The organism is Hymenobacter coccineus (assembly GCF_001816125.1).
In the GTDB taxonomy this organism is placed as follows: Bacteria; Bacteroidota; Bacteroidia; order Cytophagales; family Hymenobacteraceae; genus Hymenobacter; species Hymenobacter coccineus.
This window is the reverse complement of the sequence record NZ_MDZA01000255.1, coordinates 1-19,932: the sequence shown is the minus strand read 5'-3', so window position 1 is coordinate 19,932 and position 19,932 is coordinate 1. Positions and strand designations below refer to the sequence as shown.

Here is a 19,932-nt window from a genome sequence, read left to right as displayed (position 1 = left end):
TTACGTAGTTAACTCCAACAAATTACTGAACAAAAAGGCCGCCCGGGGGCCCGGGCGGCCTTTTTGTTCAGCAGTCGCTATTCGTATATTTCCCGGGGGCGGTTGGCCGCCGCGGTGCCGAAGGCCAGGTTTGGCCGGGGCCCCATCGTCAGTTCCAGCGTGCCACCGGCCACCACGTCGCGGTGCAGCACGTAGCTGTTGGCGTAGGGCTTGCCATTCAGGGCCACCGACTGGATGTAGGGGTTCTGGGGCCCGTTGTTCTTGGCGTTGATGACGAACGTTTTGCCCTGGGGCAGGTGAATGGTGGCGCGGTCCATGAGCGGGCTACCCAGCACGTAGGCCCCGCTGCTGGGGCTAACGGGGTAGAAACCAAGGGCCGACATGATGTACCAGGCCGACATCTGCCCGCAGTCTTCGTTGCCACTGATGCCGTCGGGTTGGTCTTTGTACATCTCGCGCAGCACCTGGCGCACCTTTTCGGCGGTTTTCCACTGCTGGCCGGCGTAGGCGTAAAGGTAAGTGGTGGCGTGGCTGGGCTCGTTGCCGTGGGCGTACATGCCAATCAGGCCCGAAATGTCGGGCGAAGCGCTTTCGCCCAGGCTGCCCTGCACCACAAACAGGCTATCCAGCTTCTGCACAAACGCCGCGTCGCTGCCGAACAGGCCGATGAGGCCCGGCACGTCGTGGGGCACCAGCCAAGTGTACTGCCAAGCGTTGCCCTCGGTGTAGTTGTTCTGGCGGTGGATGGACTGGATGGGGTTGAAAGGCAGCTGGAACTTGCCGTCGGTGGTGAGGCCCCGCATGAAGCGGGTGCGCGGGTCGAAGTACTTCTTATAGTACAGGGCCCGGGCGCTGTACGTTTTATAATCGTCCATGCGCCCCATCTTCTTGGCTACCTGCGCGATGCTCCAATCGTCGATGGCGTACTCCAGGGCCTTGGCCACCGATTCAGGCTCCTTATCAGCCGGAATGAAGCCCAGCGTTTTCAGGTACTGCGCGCCCATGTCGTCGCGGGTGCTGGAGGCCTTCATCTGAGCCAGCATCTCGTTGGCGTCGATGCCGGGCGTGCCCTTGAGGTAGGCTTCGGCCAGGGACGGCACGGCGCTGTAGCCCACCATGCAATCGGTTTCGCTGCCCACCAGGGGCCAGATGGGCAGCTTGCCCTGCTGCCGGCCGATGGCCAGCATCGACTGCGACATGTCGCTCAACCGCTCGGGCTGGGCCAGGGTAAAGAGCGACTGCTCGGTGCGGTACGTGTCCCAGAGCGAGAACGTGGTGTAGTTGGCAAAAGCAGCCTTGGGGTACACCTTCTTGTCGGTGCCGCGGTAGTCGCCGTTGGCGTCGTTGAACAGCGAGGGCGCAAACCAGGCGTGGTACATCGACGTGTAGAAGATGCGCTTGGCCACCGGGTCAGTCGTCTCGACGGTAATCTTGTCCAGTTCCTTGTTCCACTGGGCATCGGCGGCTTTTTGCACCTGGGCAAAGTCCCAGCCGGGGGCCTCGGCCGCGATGTTGGCCAGCGCATTCTGCGTGCTAACCGGCGAAATGCCCACCTTCAGCTGCAACGCGGCCGGGGCCTTAGCGAAGCTGAACACGCCCTTAATGGCCAGGCCCTGGCCCTTTTTGCCCTTCAGCAGCTGCGCCTCGTTGTAGATGGCAAATTGCGGGATGGGCGCCGAGGTTTTAATGGCGAAGTAGAGCCGCTGGTCTTTGGCCCAACCCTTGGAAAAGCGGTAGCCCACAAAGGTTTGCGGGTCCACCTGCTCGATGTAGGTATCGGTAGCCTTGTCGTCGATGCCCTCTTTCAGGTCAACGATGACGTGCGCCTCCTTGCCCCCGGCCGGGAACGTGTAGCGGTGCATGCCAACCCGGGCGGTAGCCGTCAGCTCGGCGCGGATGCCGTAGTCGGCCAGGGTCACGGCGTAGTAGCCGGGCCGGGCCGTTTCGGTTGTGTGCGCGTAGCGCGAGAGGTAGCCTTGGTGCGGCACCTTCTGCTGGCCCTTGTCGGTTTTCAGGGGCCCCGTGTAGGGCATAATCAGCACGTCGCCCAGGTCGGACCCGCCCGTGCCACTCAGGTGCGTGTGCGAGAACCCGACCATCAGGCTATCCGAGTAGTGGTAGCCCGAGCACCAGTCCCAACCCTTAATGATGTTCTGGGGCCCCAGTTGCACGGCCCCGAAGGGCACGTTGGCCCCGAGGAATACGTGGCCGTGCCCGCCGGTGCCAATCATGGGATCGACAAAGGAAGTGAGGCTTTGGGCTTGGGCGGTGACTGCGCCCGCGGTGAGGCAGACGGCGAGCACGACCGTTAGCCAGGGAGCGGCGGGAGTGGAAAGGAAAGGAAAGCGCTGGGCCATGAATGGTTGAGCTTATAAATGGGTGGAAAGTAGAGAAGCAGCAAGCAGCGGCAGCACCAAGGCAACCCAGCTAGGCACAAATGTGGGGGGCCAAGCCGTTGCTTTTGCTAAAATGTTTAAGCATTTTTTTAAAATTATGTAAATTTCATGTATTATTGCTCAAAATACCATTACTTCGTTACCAAATGACAGCAATATCCTTATTGCTATAGCCAGAATACAATGATTGGCCCTCTCCGTAGTGATAGGCATTTGAAGTGAATAATCGATTGCAAAAGCCCTGTCTGTTTAGTGAGAGCAACTCTTATCTAGCCTGCTGCTAAAAAAACCAATCGCTTCCTCTTTTCTTCCCTTTTTAGGCACTTAGGGCCCCGGGGCATTCTCCCTTCTTGGCCCCCGGCCGACCGCAGTGGCTTTAGCGAGTACCCTTTCGAGGGGTTTTGCTAAAACGTTTAATCATTTGTCGAAACACTGTCCCCGTTCCCACCCATTCAACACATACTTCTGATTACCTGTGGTTTGATTACCCCAGGCCGTTCCTTCCACCCACAAACCTCCCCCTATGCGTACTTTTTTATCCGTTAGAAACTGGCGCGGTATCCCCCTGCTGCTACTGGGGCCCGTGGTTGCGCTGGCACCGCTGCCTGCGCTGGCGCGTAATGACAATCGATTGCTGGGCTTGCACCTCGCCCCAGTGACGGTAGAAGGCACCGTGACCGACGACAAAGGCAGCCCGCTGCCTGGTGCGACCATCGTGGTGAAGGGCAATAGCGGCGTGGGCGTGAGCGCCGACGTCAACGGCAAGTTTTCGCTGACGCTGCCTACTAGCAATGAAACGCTTGTTATTTCCTCCGTGGGTTTTGTGGCGCAGGAAATCAGTTTAGCTGGCCGCACCACGCTCAACATCAAGTTGGTAACGGATACCAAGGCCCTGGACGAAGTAGTAGTGGTGGGCTACGGCACCCAGCGGCGCTCGGACCTGACCGGGGCCGTGGGCAGCGTGAGCAGCAAGGAGCTAACCGAACGCCCGGTTGTCAACGTTGCGCAGGGTTTGCAAGGCCGGGTGGCGGGCGTGAACGTGGCCCTGAACTCGGGCCAGCCCGGGGCCGGCGACCCGGTGATTCGCATCCGGGGCTACGGCTCCATCAACGCGGGCAACAACCCGCTCATCGTGGTGGACGGCGTGTTCTGGACTTCGGGCATCAACAGCATCAACCCCAATGACATTGCCAACATTGAGGTACTGAAAGACGCTTCGGCCACGGCCATCTACGGCTCGCAGGGCAGCAACGGGGTAATTATCATCACGACCAAGCGCGGCAAAGAGGGTTCGCAGGTGAGCTACGATGCTTTTGTGAGCGTCAGCCACATTGCCCGCAAGCTGTCGGTACTCGACGCCAAGGGGTTCCTGGCCACCGAGGACCTGGGCTACCAGAACGTTCAGAAATACGACCCTGCCGGCTGGGCCGCCGGCAAGTACGTCAACAAGAACCCCATGATTAAGCGGCGGGCCCTGGCCGACCCCAACAACCCGCACCGCTTGTTCGATGCGGACCTGAACCCGCTCTACGATACCGACTGGCAGGATGCCACCACCCAGACCGGGGTGACGCAAAACCACAACCTGTCGTTTTCGGGCGGCAACGACAAGCTTACCTACGGCTTGTACCTGAACTACACCAATGCGCAGGGCACTATTCTCAGCACCTACCAGAAGCGTTACAATGCCCGCCTGGTAGTTGATAACCAAGTGAAGAATTGGTTGAAGGTAGGGGCCACGATTAACTACTCGAACATCAACGAGAGCATCGGCAACGACTTTACGGGGGGCAACAACATCCCGCGCATGATGATTGAGATGCCTTCCATCTTTCCCATCAAGTACCTGGACGGCACCTACGCCAAGCGCCAGGACTACCCCGACATGGAGAGCGGCGACAACCCGGTAGCCATCACCGAGCAGGACCAGGAGCTGCGCAGCCGCCAGATACTATCAGGCAATGGCTACGCCAGCTTCACTATTTCGCCGAGCCTGAATTTCCGCAGCGTACTGGGAACAACCATCGAATCGCGGAACGACCCGTCGTTCGCCAGCACCCTGATTCAGCTGCGCGGGCAGCAGGGCTACGCCAGCATCAACACGTTCAATTCCACGGCGTTGCAGTGGCAGAACTATTTGACCTTCAACAAGCAGCTGAGCGAAAACGGTACGCTGAACGTGGTGGCCGGCGTGGACGCGCGGCGTTTCAGTAGGCTCTTGAACGGGGCCAGCACCACGCTGCTCGTGGACAACGCTTACAATTACTACAACCTGGGCGTAGGCTCGACGCCCAACCCGCCCAGCTCGGACTACACTGCTGACCAATTTTTCTCTCTTTTCGCTCGGGCTAACTACAACTACAAGAACCGCTACCTACTGACCGGTACCATCCGCCGCGACGGCTCGTCGCGCTTCGGGGTCAACAGCAAGAGCGCCGTTTTTCCATCGGCCGCCGTGGCTTGGCGCATTTCGGAGGAAGATTTCCTCAAGGATAACTCGATTTTCTCGGACCTGAAGCTGCGTTTCGGCTACGGCCGCACCGGCAACAGCGGCCCGGACTTCGGCAACTACGTGTCGCAGAGCTTTTTGGGTACCAGCAGCTACGTATTCAACGGCAACCGCACCAACGGCGTCGCCATTGGCTCGCTGGGCAACCCCCTCTTGCAGTGGGAAACGGCGGACCAATTTGATCTGGGCCTGAACGTGGGCGTGCTGCAAAACCGCATCACGTTCGAGGCCGACATTTACCAGCGCACCACCAACAACCTGCTGCTGTATGCCCCGGTACCGCGCAGCAGCGGCTACGGCAACATCCCGAGCAACATTGGCAGCGTGCGCAACCGCGGCCTGGAGCTGGCCCTGAACACGGCCAACGTGCAGACCACGGACTTCACCTGGAGCACGACGTTCAACATCTCCTTTTTGCAAAACCGCATCCTGCAACTGGGCGCGGCCGGTGACGACATCTTTCCTGGCCCGAACTTCCTCAACGAAACCAACGTGCTGCGCGTGGGGCAGCCGGTGGGCTCGTTCTTTGGCCTGGAGCGCCTGGGCACCTGGAGCACGGCCGAGGCCGACCAGGCCTTGAAGCTCAACCGTTTTCCCGGCGACCTCAAGTTCAAGGACCAGAACGGCGACGGGCAAATCAACGACCAGGACCGGGTGCTGCTGGGCAAGAACATCCCCACCGGCTACGGCTCGTTCATCAACAATTTCCGCTACAAGAACTTCGATTTGCTGGTGGACTTGCAGTTTACCTACGGCAACAGCGTGATGAACCTGACCGAGCACTCAGCACAGGACCGAACCGACCAGGCCAATAGCTACACCCGCGCCCTGACCGAGGCCTGGACGCCTGAGAACCAGAACACGAGCATTGCCCAGGTGCGGCCGTCGTACCTCTCCTACGACTCCCGGATTGACTCCTACAAAGTGGAGGACGGCTCCTTCATCCGGGGGCGCAACGCTTCGTTCGGCTACAACTTCAGCAACGACTTGACCAAGCGCTACGGCCTGACCCGCCTGCGGGTGTACGTCGCGGCCCAGAATTACTTCCTCATCACGAAGTACTTCGGCTACGACCCCGAAACGTCCACCTTCAACAACGCCTTTTCGCAGGGGATTCAGTTCTTCGACTACCCCAAAGCACGCACCTTCACGGCCGGCTTGAACTTGTCTTTCTAAGTAGTCGGGGCCCTAAAAACCGCGTGGATATTTGGTTTTTAGGGTTCTGATTCCGAAGGCTCCAACTTCTAATCTCTACCCCTATGTTTCTTAACTTCCAGCGTTTTATCCGGCCCGCCGCGCTTAGTGCGGCATTGCTGACGGCCACCGGTTGCAAAAATTTCCTGGACGTAGACAGCCGTACCAACATCCGGCCCGACGACTTCTACAGCACGGCCAACCAAGCCCAGTCGGCCATCGACGGCCTCTACAACAACCTGCGCCTGGTGCAGAGCGGCACCGGCTACGGCGAGGCCATCTGGATCACCCTGGACCTGATGCCGGGGCACGCCACCACCCTGGGCCAGAGCTTCAACAACGGGCAGCTCATCCTCCAGAGCATTGACCCGGCCAACCCGTTCTTTTCCACCGTCTGGAACAACGCCTACAACGGCATCGGGTCGGCCAACCAGGCCATTTTGCGCATCCCGGACATCAGCATGGACGAGGCCAAGAAGAAGTCGTTGCTAGGCGAGGCGTACTTCATCCGGGCCTACCTCTACAACCTGCTGGTTCGGCTCTACGGCGACGTGCCCCTGCTGACGGCCCCCGTAACGGGCCCCGGCCCAGACCTTTACCCCAGCCGCAGCCCAGTAGCCGACGTGTACAAACTCATCATCAGTGACTTGCAGGCGGCCGAAGCGGCCGGCTTGCCTGTGGTGGACCGCAGCGGGCGTATCTCGCAGTCGGCGGCGCAGTCGCTGCTGGCCAGCGTGTACCTGACCACGGCCGGCTTCCCAATGCAAATCAAGGAAAACTACCAGAAGGCTGCCGATGAGGCCGCCAAGGTGATTGACGCCGGCAACTACCCGCTGTTCGACAACTACCTCTACCTGCACGACAATACCCACAAAAACCAGGGCGAGTTGATTTTGCAGGCGCAGTACGCCAACGGCATCGCCACCAACGGCCTTAGTTCGCAGGTGGTGCCTTACTTCTCGGGGATTTCGGCCTACGGGGATGAAACCGGCTCCCTGATTCCGACCGATGGCTTTTTCAACAGCTACGAAGCCGGCGATTTGCGGACGCAGGAGCAGCAGTTCTACTTCTCGCAGTACCCTTCCTTTAAGAACCCCTCGGCGGGCATCGTCAAGTTCAACGCCCACGCGCTCTACAAGTACTTTCATTTAGAAAGCGCCCTGAACCGCAACTACGGCAGCGACGAAAACTGGACGCTGCTGCGGATGCCGGAAGTGATGCTCATCTTCGCCGAAGCCACCAACGAAGCGGGCGCGGCCAGTGCCAAAGCCTACGCCCAGGTGAACGCCATCCGGACGCGCGCCAAGCTGCCCAACCTCACCCCCGGCCTCAGCCAGGAGCAGTTCCGGCAGGCCGTGTGGAAAGAGCGCTACCACGAGCTGGCCTACGAAAACAAGGCGTACTTCGACATTCAGCGCACCCGCAAAACCTACGACGTGGTGAACAACCGGTTCGTGGATGTGGTGGGCTTTAAGGCGGAAGTAGGACCGGCTTTCCAGGAAAAATACCTGCTGTGGGGCATCCCCTCCAGGGAAATCAACAATAACAAAGCACTGACCCAAAACCCGGGCTGGTAATTAAATAACAGGGCCCCGGAGTACCCCGCCCCATTCGTGGGGGTGGGCACTCCGGGGCCCTACAATTTGTAAGCATGGGCATTAAACTGCTTTTTTTTCTTCTCGCCGGGGCCCCGGGCGCGGGCCACTGGGGCCCCACAGGCGCCGCGCTGGGGCCCCAGTGGCCAGTGCCCGGTCGCCTTACGCCGCCAAAGATTCGGTGACGAAAGGGGGTTACACACTCGTTTTCATCTCCAAGGATTCCACGTTTTCGGCCGCTACCAAGCAGCGGATGACCGACACTTTTTTTGCCGTGTACCCGCGGGAAGCCAAGCGCTTCAACCCGCGCACCCTCAAAAGAATCACGTTCGTGATTGACCCCGCTTACGACGGGGTGGCCGCCACGGGCAACGGCGTGGCCACGTACAGCCCCAAGTGGCTGCTCGCCCACCCCGAAGACCTCGACGTGGTAACGCACGAGGTAATGCACGTGGTGCAGGCCTACCCCGAGGATTCGTGCCCGGGCTGGCTCACCGAGGGCATTGCCGACTACGCCCGCTACGCCTACGGCGTGAACAACGTGGCCGGCCACTGGGCCCTGCCCGACTACAAAGCCGGCCAGCAGTACACCAACAGCTACCGCGTGGTGGCCCGGTTTCTGGTGTGGCTCGAGCAGCACGGGCACCCCAACGTGGTGACCGCGCTGGACCGGGCCGCCCGCAACCGTACCTACACGGCGGGCATCTGGAAGCAGCAAACCGGCCACACCCTCGACGAGCTGTGGGCGAGCTACGTGGCGGCGCCAACCGTGCAGCTGGCCTACCACTAACCCGAATTTCTTCTCCGCTCCTATCCGGGCAGCCGCGCTGGCCGAGTTATTTCGTGCACCTTGCCGGACGGTATTGCGTCCCTTTACTTCATCCTAACCGAATGTTGAAACCACTTGCCGCCGTTGCCGGCCTCTTTTTGCTGGCGGCCGGGGCCCCCGCCGCCCGGGCGCAGGGCCCCACTGATGCCGCCGCTAATGCCGACCTTGCCCAGTGGGTGAACCCCATCATCGGCACCGACTCCAAGCCCAGCCTGTCGAACGGCAACACGTACCCGGCCATCTGCCGGCCCTGGGGCATGAACTTCTGGATGCCGCAAACCGGCAAAATGGGCGACGGCTGGGCCTACCAATACAGCGCCGATAAGATCAGGGGCTTCAAGCAGACGCACCAGCCCTCGCCGTGGATGAACGACTACGGCCAATTTGCCATCATGCCCACCACGGGCAAGCGCGTGTTTGAAGAAAACGCGCGCGCCAGCTGGTACTCGCACAAGGCCGAAGTAGCCGAGCCCAACTACTACCGCGTGTACTTGGCCGACTACGACGTGACGACGGAAATTGCGCCTACCGAGCGGGCCGCCCGCTTCCGCTTCACGTTCCCGAAAACCGATAGCGCCTACGTCGTGATTGACGCCCTCGACAAGGGCTCCTACGTGAAGGTGGTGCCCGGGCAGCGCAAGGTCATCGGCTACACCACGCGCAACAGCGGCGGCGTACCCAAAAACTTCAAGAACTACTTCGTGGTGGAGTTCGACCACGAATTCACCAGCACGGCCCTGTACCAAGACAAGGCGGCGGCAGCGGCGGGCGTGCTCGAAATCACGGCCAACCACGCGGGGGCCGTCGTGGGTTTCAAAACCCGCAAGGGCGAGCGGGTGAACGCCCGCGTGGCGTCCTCGTTCATCAGCCCCGAGCAGGCCGAACTGAACCTGAAAGAGATTGGCGACCACGACCTAGAAGCCGTGCGCCAGGAAGGCCGCGCGGCCTGGAACAAGGTTCTGGGCCGCGTCGAGGCCGAGGGCGGCACCGACGACCAGCGCCGCACGTTCTACTCGTGCTTGTACCGAGCGCTGCTGTTCCCGCGCAAGCTCTACGAGGTGGACGCTGCTGGTAAAACCGTGCACTACAGCCCGTTTAATGGCCAAACGCTGCCGGGCTACATGTACACCGATACCGGCTTTTGGGACACTTTTAGGGCCCTGTTCCCGTTCCTGAACCTGCTGTACCCCGAGGTGAACGCCGAAATTCAGCAGGGCTTGGCCAACGATTTCCGCGAGAGCGGCTGGCTGCCCGAGTGGGCCAGCCCCGGCCTGCGCAGCGTGATGGTGGGCAACAACTCGGCCTCGGTGGTGGCTGACGCTTACCTCAAGGGCATCCGCGGGCAAGACATGGAAGTGCTCTACCAAGCCTTGTTGCACGGCGCCAACAACGCGGGGCCCCTGGACGCGGTGGGCCGCGCCGGCGTGCAGTACTACAACAAGCTCGGCTACGTGCCCTACGACGTTAAAATCAACGAAAACGCGGCCCGCACCCTGGAGTACGCCTACGACGACTTCGCCATCTACCAACTGGCCAAGGCCCTGAAGCGGCCCAAGAAGGAGATTGACTTGTACGCCAAGCGCAGCCAGAACTACCGCAAGCTTTTCGATAAGGAAAGCGGCCTGATGCGCGGCAAAAACCAGGACGGCACGTTCCAGAAGCCGTTTAGTCCCTTTAAGTGGGGCGACGCCTTCACCGAGGGCAACAGCTTGCACTACACCTGGTCGGTGTTTCACGACATCCAAGGCCTGGTGGATTTGATGGGCGGCAAGCAGAAGTTCGTGGCCACGCTGGACACGGTGTTTACCCTGCCGCCGGTCTTCGACGATTCGTACTACGGCGGCACGATCCACGAAATCCGGGAGATGCAGATTGCGGGCATGGGCAACTACGCCCACGGCAACCAGCCCATCCAGCACATGATTTACCTGTACAACTACGCCGGCCAGCCCTGGAAAACCCAGTACTGGGCCCGCGAGGTGATGAACCGCCTGTACTTGCCCACCGCCGACGGCTACTGCGGCGACGAGGACAACGGCCAAACGTCGGCCTGGTACGTGTTTTCGGCCATGGGCTTCTACCCCGTGTGCCCCGCCACCGACCAGTACGTGCTGGGGGCCCCGCTCTTCCCCAAAACCACCCTGCACCTGCCCTCGGGCAAGGACATTGTGCTGAACGCACCCAAGAACTCGGACGCCAACCGCTACGTGAACGCGCTGACCGTGAACGGCAAGCCCTACGACAAGAACTGGCTCAGCCACGAAGAACTGCTGAAGGGCGCCGTGCTTGATTTCGACATGAGCGCCACGCCCAACAAGGAGCGCGGCACCTCACCCGACGCCGCGCCGTATTCCTTCTCCAAAGCCAAGTAGCCATTTGTAGCGTGGACTTTGTAGTCCGCGGCTCTCGCTTCGTCCTGCCGGTGATATGCAGCGACCGGGCAGCGCCGCGGACTACAAAGTCCGCGCTACAGTTGCGCTACATTCAATCCCACACTATGAACCGCAGAAATTTTGTGCAGGGCGCCACGCTACTTGCTGGCAGCGCCTTTCTTCCGTCTTTTTCCTTCGCCGCGGGGGCCCCAGCGTTTCCGGTGGTGCGGCCGGCGGCGGCCAAGCGCCGGTTCAAGAGTCGCGCGGTGGAGGCGGCCATCACTGAATTCAAGAAGAAAGTGAAGGACCCGGAGCTGGGCTGGCTGTTTGAAAACTGCTTCCCGAGCACGCTTGACACCACCGTGACCTACGCCGCGCGCAACGGCCGGCCCGATACCTACGTCATCACCGGCGACATCGACGCCATGTGGCTGCGCGACAGCTCGGCCCAGGTGTGGCCCTACCTGCAGCTCATCGGCCAGGACACCGAGCTGCGCCAGCTGGTGGCCGGCGTGATTAACCGCCAGACGCGCTGCATTATCAAGGATCCCTACGCCAACGCGTTTTACGGCGACGACACCAAGGTGGGCGAGTGGAAAACCGACAAAACCGCCATGCAGGCCGGCGTGCACGAGCGTAAGTGGGAGATCGACTCGCTCTGCTACCCGATCCGCCTGGCCTACCATTACTGGAAAAAGACCAACGACGCCGCGCCCTTCGACGCGCAGTGGCAGCAAGCCGTGCAGGCCACGCTCCAAACCTTCCGCGCCCAGCAGCGCAAAGACGCCCTGGGGCCCTACCACTTCCAGCGCAACACCACCAACTCCACCGACACCCAGCCCATGAAAGGCTACGGCTACCCGGTGCGGCCGGTGGGGCTCATCTGCTCGGCGTTTCGGCCCAGCGACGACGCCACGCTCTACTCCTTCCTGGTGCCCAGCAACTTCTTCGCCGTGACCAGCTTGCGCCAGGCCGCCGAGATGATGACCGCCCTGGCCAAGGACGCCAAAACCGCCGGCGAGCTGGGGGCCCTGGCCGACGAGGTGGAAGGCGCCCTGCGCAAATACGCGGTGGTGGACCACCCCCAGCACGGCAAGATTTACGCCTACGAAGTCGACGGTTTCGGCAGCCAGGTGCTGATGGACGACGCCAACGTGCCCAGCCTGGTGGCCCTGCCCTACCTGGGGGCCCTGCCCGTCACCGACCCCATCTACCAGAACACGCGCAAGTTCCTGCTCTCCACCGCCAACCCGTTCTTCTTCAAGGGCACGGCGGCCGAGGGCATCGGGGGGCCCCACGTGGGGCAGGACATGATTTGGCCCATTGCCATCACCACCCGCGGCCTCACCAGCACCGACGACGCCGAGATTCGGGCCTGCGTGCAGAGCCTCAAGGCCACCCACGCCGGCACGGGCTACATGCACGAGTCGTTCCACAAAGACGACCCCAAGAAATTCAGCCGCGCCTGGTTCGCCTGGGCCAATACCATTTTCGGCGAATTCCTCTGGAAAGTGTACCAGGAGAAGCCGCAGCTGCTGGCCTAGGGCCCCAGCCCACAATTTGATTGGCTTTTAACGAACGGGCCGGCGCTATAAATAGCACCGGCCCGTTTTGTTTAGGGGCCCCGCTGGCGCCGGGCGGACGTTCTTTGCGGCATGAAACAACTAGTACTAATCATCTTTTTCTGCGGGTCGGCGCTAGCGGCGGCGGCCCAGCGCACCGCCGAGCAGTCCAATTATTACGCCCGCCCGGCCAAGGTCCGGTTCGGGGCGAAGGTTGGCCTGAACCTGTCGAACACCGATTTCAACCGCGGCTTCCCGGCGCCCGCCGTGCCGGTCGAAACCAGCTGGCGGCCCGGGTTTGCGGCCGGTTTCACGCTGCAAGTGCCCGTGGGGCAGCGGGGGTTCTCGGTGCAGCAGGAGTACTTGTTTTCGCAGCTCGGCGGCCGGGTATCGGCCACGGGCACTACCTACACGCTGCGCTACTTGTCGCTGCCGTTGCTGCTCAAGTACGGTGTTTCGCGGCGGCTGGCGGTGCTGGCGGGGCCCCAGGCCGATTTATTAATTCAAGCCAATCAGCAAGTTGCCGGCACCACCACCAACGTTACGCACGACACCGAGGAGCGCAGTGTTGGGGCTACGGCGGGCCTCGAATACTTCCTGGGGCCCCGCCTGAGCCTCACGGCCCGCTACGTGCACGGCCTCAACCACGTGGGCCTGGGTCAGCGCTCGGCTGTCACCGAATTCAAGTTTGAGGCCGTGCAGCTGAGCGCCGACGTCAAGTTTTAATTAATAAAGTTATTTCTGAATTGCACACAACAGGCCGTCATGCAGAGCGCAGCGCAGCATCTTTCTGGCGCCAGTAATCAGGATTAGTTACGCCAGAAAGATGCTGCGCTGCGCTCTGCATGACGGCCTGTTGTGTAAGGTTTTTGATTCGGAAATAACTCCGCAATAATTAATTAAATGTCCCCCTCCTTCCGCATTTATTCTTCCTCGGCCGGCTCGGGCAAAACCTACCAGCTCACCAAGGAATACCTTACCCTCGCCCTCAGCTCCGAAGACCCCGCGTACTTCAAGCGCGTGCTGGCCATCACCTTCACCCGCGACGCGGCCGGCGAAATGAAGGAGCGCATCGTGGGGGCCCTGCGCCGCTTCGCCTACCCCGAAGCCGGCAGCAAGCCCGACGCGCTGCTCACCGACGTGGCCGCGGCCCTGGGCCTGGGCCCCGACGCGGTGCGGCGCCGGGCAGCCGCCACGTTCCGGCTCGTGCTGTACCACTACGCCGATTTTGCGGTGAGCACCATCGACGCCTTCGTGCAGCGCATCGTCACGGCCTTCACCCGCGAGCTGGACTTACCGGCCAGCTTCGAGGTGGAACTCGATACCGACAGCGTGCTGCAAAGCGCCGTGGCCGCCCTGCTCGACAAGGTGAACCGCAACGCCGACACCCGGTTGCTCTCGGCCACGCTGGCCGACTACGCCCTGGGCCGCGCCGACGAGGGCAAGAGCTGGAGCCGCCTGCCCGAAGAGCTGGCCACCTTCGGCCGCGCCCTGTTCAACGAAACCGTGCAGGAAGCCGTGACGGAGCTAGGCAAGCTGGATTTGGCCGATTTCCGGCGCATCGACAAAGAATTGCGGGCCCGGCGGCTCGAAATCGAAGCCGCTTTCACCCAGGCCCAGGAGGCCGCCGTGGCCGTGCTGGACGAGGCAGGGGCCCTGGAAGGCGATTTTTACCAGGGCAAGCGCGGCATTTTCGGGTACGTGCAGAAGGGCACCGAGCTGCTGGCCCCCGGCGCGGGCCCCAACAGCTACGTGCAGGCCACGCTGGCCGACGACAAGTGGTACAGCGGCAAAATAAAAACCCCCGCCGACCGCGCCCGCGTCGACGCCGTGAAGGAGCCGCTGCGCCAATTAGTAACCACGCTTGATACGCTGCGGGCTAATTATTTACCGAATTATGTTTTGCTCACGGCCATGCAGCCATATTTATTTCACGCTTCGCTGCTGAGTGAATTAAATAAATTAGTGGAGCAAATTAGCCGCGAGCGGAACGTGGTGTTAATCTCCGAATTCAACCGCCGCATTGCCGCCATTGTGCTCACCGAGCCGGTGCCGTTTCTGTACGAGCGGTTGGGCGAGAAATACGAGCATTTATTAATTGACGAGTTTCAGGACACGTCGGTTTTGCAGTGGAATAATCTGCTGCCGCTGGTAGAAAACACACTCGCCAATGGCTTCGATAGTTTGGCCGTGGGCGACGCCAAGCAATCCATTTACCGCTGGCGCGGCGGCGAAATGGAGCAGATCCTGCGCCTGCACCAGGGCAATACGGGGCCCCTGGCCGACCGCGCCCGCGAGCCCGAAATGCGCGAATTGCTGCGCCTGCGCTACGAAACCGTGGAGCCCGCGCTGAAGGCCGAAGCCCTGCAAATTAATTACCGCTCGGCCCGCGAAATCATTGAGTTTAATAATTCCTTTTTTGCCGCGGTAAGCGCGCGGCACGCCGACTTGCCGTTGGTGCAAGGCATTTACGACGCGCACTTTGGGCAGCAAGTGCCCGCCGGGGCCCCCAGCGGCCAGCCGGGGCACGTCGAATTATTGTTTACCCAGAAGGACGCGCCCGCCCAGCAGTACGACGCCGCGGCGGGGGCCCACACCGGCGCGCCGCTGCCCGGCCACGCCCCCGGCGCCACGCTCACCTACGAGGAAAGCACCTGCTACCTGGCCCTGGCCCTGGTGGAGCAGGCCCTGGCCAATGGCTACGCACTGGCCGACGTGGCGGTGCTGTGCCGCACGCGGCAGGCCAGCAAGATCATGGCCAAGTTCCTGAAAGAGCGCGGCTACGCCATCATTTCGGCCGACTCGCTGGCGCTGGAATTTGCCGAGGTGGTGAACCTGCTCATTAGCATTTTCCGGGTGCTGCACCAGCCGGCCGACACCCTGGCCCGGGCCGAGGCGCTGCTGCTCATCGACAAGGTGGTGCGGCTGGAGCCCCCCACGCCGGCCCGCGTGCGCCACCTGGCTGACATCGCCAACGCGAAGCTCGCCACGCCGTTTTTTGACGAGCTGCGAGCCCTGGGCTACGACGTGCAGGAGGAGGAAACTGGCAACCTGGGCCTCTACGAGCTGGCCGAGCGGCTCATCGACCTGTTTGGCCTGCTGGGGCGCAACGGCGAGAGCGACTACCTGTTTCGCTTCCTCGACCTGACACTGGAATTCAGCCTGCGCCACGGCAACAACCTGGGCAATTTCCTGGCCGATTGGGAAAGCCGCAAGGGCCGCGTGAGCATCAACGCGCCGGGCGGACGGGCGGCCATCACCATCACCACCGTGCACAAGGCCAAGGGCTTGGCCTACGGCGTGGTCATCGTGCCGTTTGCCGACTGGAGCCTGGAGCCGCACCGCAACACGCTGCTCTGGGGCCACCTGGCCGCCGACGAGAAGCCCCTGCCCGGCCTACCCGAAGTGGCCGTGGTGGGCCTGAACGCCACTTTGCAGCAAACCGCGCTGGGGCCCCAATACGACGAGGAGCGCGAGAAAACCTTCCTCGAAGGGCTGAACACGCTGTACGTGGCCTTCACCCGGCCCCGGCACCGGCTCTACGTACTCAGCAAGCGCCCCGAGGCCAGGAAAGCTGCCAAAGCGACTCCGGAAACCGAGGAGCTGGGGGCCCCGCTGGCCGCGGCCCGCACCGTGGCCGACCTGCTGCACGGCTACGTGCTGGGCCGGGGCCAGTGGCAGGACGAGCAAGTGGCGTTTGTGTTATCCCAAGGCGCCGAGGCGCCCGCCCGGGCCGGGGCCCCGCGCCAGCCGGCCGCACCTACGCCCTCACCAACCTGGGGGCCGCACCCTGGGAGGAGCGCCTGCAACTGCGCCGCCACGCCACCACGGTGTTCGATTTCGACGAGCAGCGGCACCTGAGCGAGTGGAACCGCAAGCTGCACTACGGCCTGCGCCGCCTCATCGCCGCCCCCGACGTGCCCCGCGTGGCCGGGCAGCTCGTGGCCGAGGGAATCATCAGCGCCAAGGAGCGCGACGAGCTGACGGCGCGCCTGGCGCGCCTGGTGGCCGACCCGCGCCTGGCCCCCTATTTCGCCGAGCACCTGAGCGTGGAAACGGAGCGCGAAATCCTGCTCGGCGGTGTGCAGGTGCGTCCCTACCGGCCCGACCGCGTGGTGCTGGACCGCGCGGGCCGCCGCGTCACGCTGCTCGATTTCCGGCTGCCGCCGCCGCAGCACGCCCACCGCCAGGCCCTGCGCAACTACGCCACGCTGTTCGAGCAACTGGGCTACGAGCAGGTGCGAGGCCTCATTTATTATTTCGAAACCGAGGAAATCGTGACGGTATAGGGCCCCGGGGCGGGGCGGTTTTGGTGGTTATAAGGCGGCTATTAGCTTCTTAGTCAGCGAAAAATACAGATCACACGCCCAAACCAACTCCTAATCTTGCAGGCGCTGGTAGCGCACGCGGCGCGGGTTGAGCGTGTCGGCGTAGAAAGCGAATTGGGCGTCTTCGCCCTGCATTTCGAAGCGTACTTCCTGGGCTATCTGCGGGGGCACGAACCGGGGCATTTCGGCGAATTTCAGCACCGTGGGGGCCCCGGCGGCCATGGGCACCAAGTAGAGGCCGTGCTTCTCGTCGAGCAGGTAGCTGATGTGGGCGGCGGGCAGGCTGAAATGGGGCACGCTGTAGCCCATGCCTTCGTAGTAGCCGCGGTAGCGAAAGCTGCTGACGGGCTGGCCGTTGCGCACGCGCAGCACGAAGGCGTTGGGCGCTTGCAGCTGCTGGGGCGTGGCGCGGCGCTCGTAGTTTACGAGGCCGTCGGGCAGGCGCACGGGGCGGTTCTTGCCCGGGTCGTACACGGCCAGCACGGTGGTATCGGTCAGGAAAAAGGCGCCGGCCAGGTCGGCCCCGGGGCGGGCCAGGCGCAGGGGCGGCAGGCCGGGGCGCAAAACCTCGGTGTTGGTGAGCACGGCGCGGCCGTTGCTGGCCAGGGCGGGTTCGCAGTCGGCTCCCCCGCTCAGGGAGCGGCCTTCGCTCAGGCGCAGCACTTGGCCAGCAAGGTCGAGCAAAAGCACCACCTGGAACCCCACGTCGCTGTCGGGGCCCCAAAATTGACGGTGAACACCAGCGCCCGCAGCGCCGCGGAGTAGCCCAGGAACACGGGCTTGTTCGCGGCGCTTTCCACCACCACGTCGGGCGCGCCCATCTTGGCGAAATCGGCCTTGCGCAGCTCGCGCCGGAACACGGGGGCCCCGGCCGCGTCGCGCAGCGTAAAGGTGAAGCGCCCGTCGTAGCCCCGCACCTTGGTGAGGCGCTGCCGGGCCCGGTCGTCATCGGAGAAATACGCCAGCGCCGTCAGCGGGCGCGCCGAATCGGGCCGGGCCTGCGTGGCCAGGTAATGCACTTTGCCGTTGACGCTGAACGCGGTACCCGGCACCACTGGCGGGGCGGGCAGCGGCACGGCCGCCGGGGCCCCAGAACTCGCCACCGCGGCGGCAGGCATCGCCTGCGGGCGGCGCTCCTCCTTAATGTACAGGTGTTGCTCGCAGCCGGCCAGCCCCAGGCCACTGATAATCGCGTAAAAAATTAGGCGCATAGGCACGGGCGGCAAAAGGCTCCGCAAAGAAAACAGGTAAACCGCCGTTCTTACCGGGAAGGTTGCCGCCGGGACTGCCGCGCTTAGCGGGTCAGCCACCCATTGGCGGCCAGCCACTCGCGCAGGCGCTCCGACCAGTCGTCGGTGGTGCTGCCGTTGTGCAGGCCAAAACCGTGCCCGCCCTTGGCAAACAGGTGCATTTCGGCGGGCACACCGTGGTGCACGCAGGCTTCGTAAAAGGCCAGGCTATTTTGCACTTTCACCGTTTTATCGTCCTGGGCGTGCACCAAAAACGTGGGGGGCGTCTGGGCCGTCACCTGGCGGTCGGCCGAGTACTGCACCATTTGCGCCGCCGTTGGGTTTTGGCCCAGCAGGTTGGTGCGCGAGCCGCCGTGGGCCAGGCTGTCGCTGAAGCTAATCACCGGGTAAATCAGCATCAGAAACGCGGGCCGCACCGACGCCGGGCCGGGCTTGGGGCCCACGGGCTTGGCAAACTGGGTGCCGGCCGTGGCCGCCAGGTGGCCGCCGGCCGAGAAGCCCATCAGGCCGATGCGCTCGGGGTTGAGGTTGTACTTGGGGGCCACTTCGCGCACCAAGCGCAGGGCCTGCTGGGCGTCCATCAGCGGGGCAATGCTTTTATCGGGCTGCATGGCGTCGTTGGGCAGGCGGTATTTTAGGATGAACACCGTGATGCCCATGCCGGTGAAGCGCTGGGCAATTTCGGTGCCCTCGTTGGTCATCGACAAAAAGCCGTAGCCGCCGCCGGGGCACACAATGATGGACGTACCGTTGGCCGTGCCCGCCGGCGGCACGTACACCGTCAGCGAAGGCTGCACTACGCTGGTAACGTGCACGTTGCCGTTGGCTTCGGTGTTCGATTTTTCCTGCCCGTTGCTCGGAATGGAGTTGGGAATGTTGCCGGTGTAGAGGGGCAGCACCGGCTGGGCCAGCACCGGGGCCAGGGGTAAGCTCATGAGGAAAACGGCGGACAACCAAGATTTAATTTTCATTGGGAGCAGAACAGTCAAAAGGTTGGGGCGGCTACGTAACCGGCAAGTTCGAGGTTGCCGCCCCGGAACCATTTAGGGCCCCGGCGGGCTTAAGCAGCCCATGCGCACGACCACTCTGTGGGCCGCGGCCGCCCTGCTGGCACCGCCGCCCCCGCCCTGGCCCAAAACACGCCGGAAGAAAACAACCCCAACCTAGACGCGCCCTTTGTGCGCAACCTGCGCGCCGACCGCCCCGGCCAAACCATTACGGCCCAGGTGCTGCGCGCCGGCCAGTTCCAGCTCGAAGCCGGGGCCCTGCGCCAGCTGCCCCGCGCCGGGGCCGCCGGCTGGGGGGTGTTGCCCACCCTGCGCATCGGCTTCTTCAACGGCATGGAGCTGCGCGTGAGCCAGCCCTACCAAGGCCTGGCGCTCGGGCAAAGCCTCGCGCCCGGGGCCCCAGCGGCCACCGCCGAAGCGCCCCTGGGGGTCCCGGCGGCCCGCGGCGGCTGGGCCCCGCTGGTGGTGGGCACCAAGCTGATGCTCTCGCCCAACTACGACACCCGCACCCAGGTAGCCCTGCTGGTCGAAACCGCCGTGCCCGGCACTGGGGCCCCCGCCCTCAAGCAAGCCCACTGGGCCCCGGCGGCCCGCCTGCTGGTGAGCGAGCAGCTCGGCCAGCGCTTCGGCCTGGAGGCCAACCTGGGCTTCGGCCAGCAGGGCCTCACCCTGGCCGATGTGGAAGCCGGCCAGTTCCTGGGCACGCTGGCCCTGAACGGCCCGCTGGGCAACCGCGCCGGCTTTTTTGTGGAAGGCTACACCGCCGGCCGCACCAACTGGAACACCGGCGCCACCGCCGGCCTCTACTGGCGCCCCCAGCCCCTGCTGCGCCTCGACCTGAACACCGGCCGCGTGCTGGGGGGCCCCGCCGCGGGCACCGCCACCGCCGG

General features: G+C 63.1%; 13 protein-coding genes. 9 read left to right on the top strand and 4 right to left on the bottom strand.

The window, feature by feature from the left end:
* Window positions 1-77: 77 nt before the first annotated feature.
* Window positions 78-2,357, bottom strand: coding sequence for a GH92 family glycosyl hydrolase (locus BEN49_RS14490; RefSeq protein ID WP_070744556.1), 2,280 nt, complete (start codon window positions 2,355-2,357; stop codon window positions 78-80).
* Window positions 2,358-2,919: 562 nt separating this feature from the next.
* Here BEN49_RS14490 and BEN49_RS14485 point away from each other — a divergent pair.
* The 8 genes from BEN49_RS14485 (at window position 2,920) to BEN49_RS14450 (ending at window position 16,746) form a co-directional block, all read left to right on the top strand.
* Window positions 2,920-6,081 (top strand): SusC/RagA family TonB-linked outer membrane protein, encoded by a 3,162-nt coding sequence (locus tag BEN49_RS14485; protein ID WP_083326111.1) that lies wholly within the window; start codon window positions 2,920-2,922, stop codon window positions 6,079-6,081.
* 83 nt (window positions 6,082-6,164) lie between these two features.
* Window positions 6,165-7,676, top strand: coding sequence for a RagB/SusD family nutrient uptake outer membrane protein (locus tag BEN49_RS14480; protein WP_070744552.1), 1,512 nt, complete (start codon window positions 6,165-6,167; stop codon window positions 7,674-7,676).
* 199 nt (window positions 7,677-7,875) lie between these two features.
* Window positions 7,876-8,484 carry a basic secretory protein-like protein gene (locus tag BEN49_RS14475; RefSeq protein WP_204376124.1) on the top strand — a complete coding sequence of 203 codons (609 nt, stop codon included), beginning with the start codon at window positions 7,876-7,878 and terminating at the stop codon, window positions 8,482-8,484.
* Between the two features lie 101 nt (window positions 8,485-8,585).
* Window positions 8,586-10,895 carry a GH92 family glycosyl hydrolase gene (locus tag BEN49_RS14470; RefSeq protein WP_083326110.1) on the top strand — a complete coding sequence of 770 codons (2,310 nt, stop codon included), beginning with the start codon at window positions 8,586-8,588 and terminating at the stop codon, window positions 10,893-10,895.
* Between the two features lie 125 nt (window positions 10,896-11,020).
* A complete protein-coding gene (locus BEN49_RS14465) occupies window positions 11,021-12,439 on the top strand; it encodes a glycoside hydrolase family 125 protein (RefSeq protein ID WP_070744547.1) in 1,419 nt (472 codons plus the stop codon).
* A gap of 111 nt (window positions 12,440-12,550) precedes the next feature.
* Window positions 12,551-13,183: a porin family protein gene (locus BEN49_RS14460; protein WP_070744545.1), complete on the top strand. Its 633-nt coding sequence runs from the start codon at window positions 12,551-12,553 to the stop codon at window positions 13,181-13,183.
* 177 nt (window positions 13,184-13,360) lie between these two features.
* Entirely contained in the window at window positions 13,361-16,318 is a 2,958-nt protein-coding gene (locus BEN49_RS14455) for a UvrD-helicase domain-containing protein (RefSeq protein ID WP_070744543.1), read from the top strand.
* Window positions 16,288-16,746, top strand: a complete 459-nt coding sequence (locus BEN49_RS14450) for a hypothetical protein (RefSeq protein WP_070744540.1) — start codon at window positions 16,288-16,290, stop codon at window positions 16,744-16,746. The genes BEN49_RS14455 and BEN49_RS14450 overlap by 31 nt, the downstream gene beginning before the upstream one ends.
* A gap of 90 nt (window positions 16,747-16,836) precedes the next feature.
* Here BEN49_RS14450 and BEN49_RS14445 read toward each other — a convergent pair whose 3' ends face one another.
* The 3 genes from BEN49_RS14445 to BEN49_RS14435 all read right to left on the bottom strand — a co-directional run bounded on the left by BEN49_RS14445 (window position 16,837) and on the right by BEN49_RS14435 (window position 18,970).
* A complete protein-coding gene (locus BEN49_RS14445; protein ID WP_125916881.1) occupies window positions 16,837-17,469 on the bottom strand; it encodes a hypothetical protein in 633 nt (210 codons plus the stop codon).
* A complete protein-coding gene (locus BEN49_RS14440) occupies window positions 17,436-17,996 on the bottom strand; it encodes a hypothetical protein (protein ID WP_070744536.1) in 561 nt (186 codons plus the stop codon). The genes BEN49_RS14445 and BEN49_RS14440 overlap by 34 nt, the downstream gene beginning before the upstream one ends.
* A gap of 83 nt (window positions 17,997-18,079) precedes the next feature.
* Window positions 18,080-18,970, bottom strand: coding sequence for an alpha/beta hydrolase (locus BEN49_RS14435; protein ID WP_204376123.1), 891 nt, complete (start codon window positions 18,968-18,970; stop codon window positions 18,080-18,082).
* A 153-nt stretch (window positions 18,971-19,123) separates the two neighbouring features.
* On the opposite strand from BEN49_RS14435, the gene BEN49_RS14430 reads away from it, so the two are divergent.
* A partial coding sequence (locus BEN49_RS14430) for a transporter (RefSeq protein ID WP_141765677.1) occupies window positions 19,124-19,932 on the top strand: 809 nt, incomplete at its 3' end.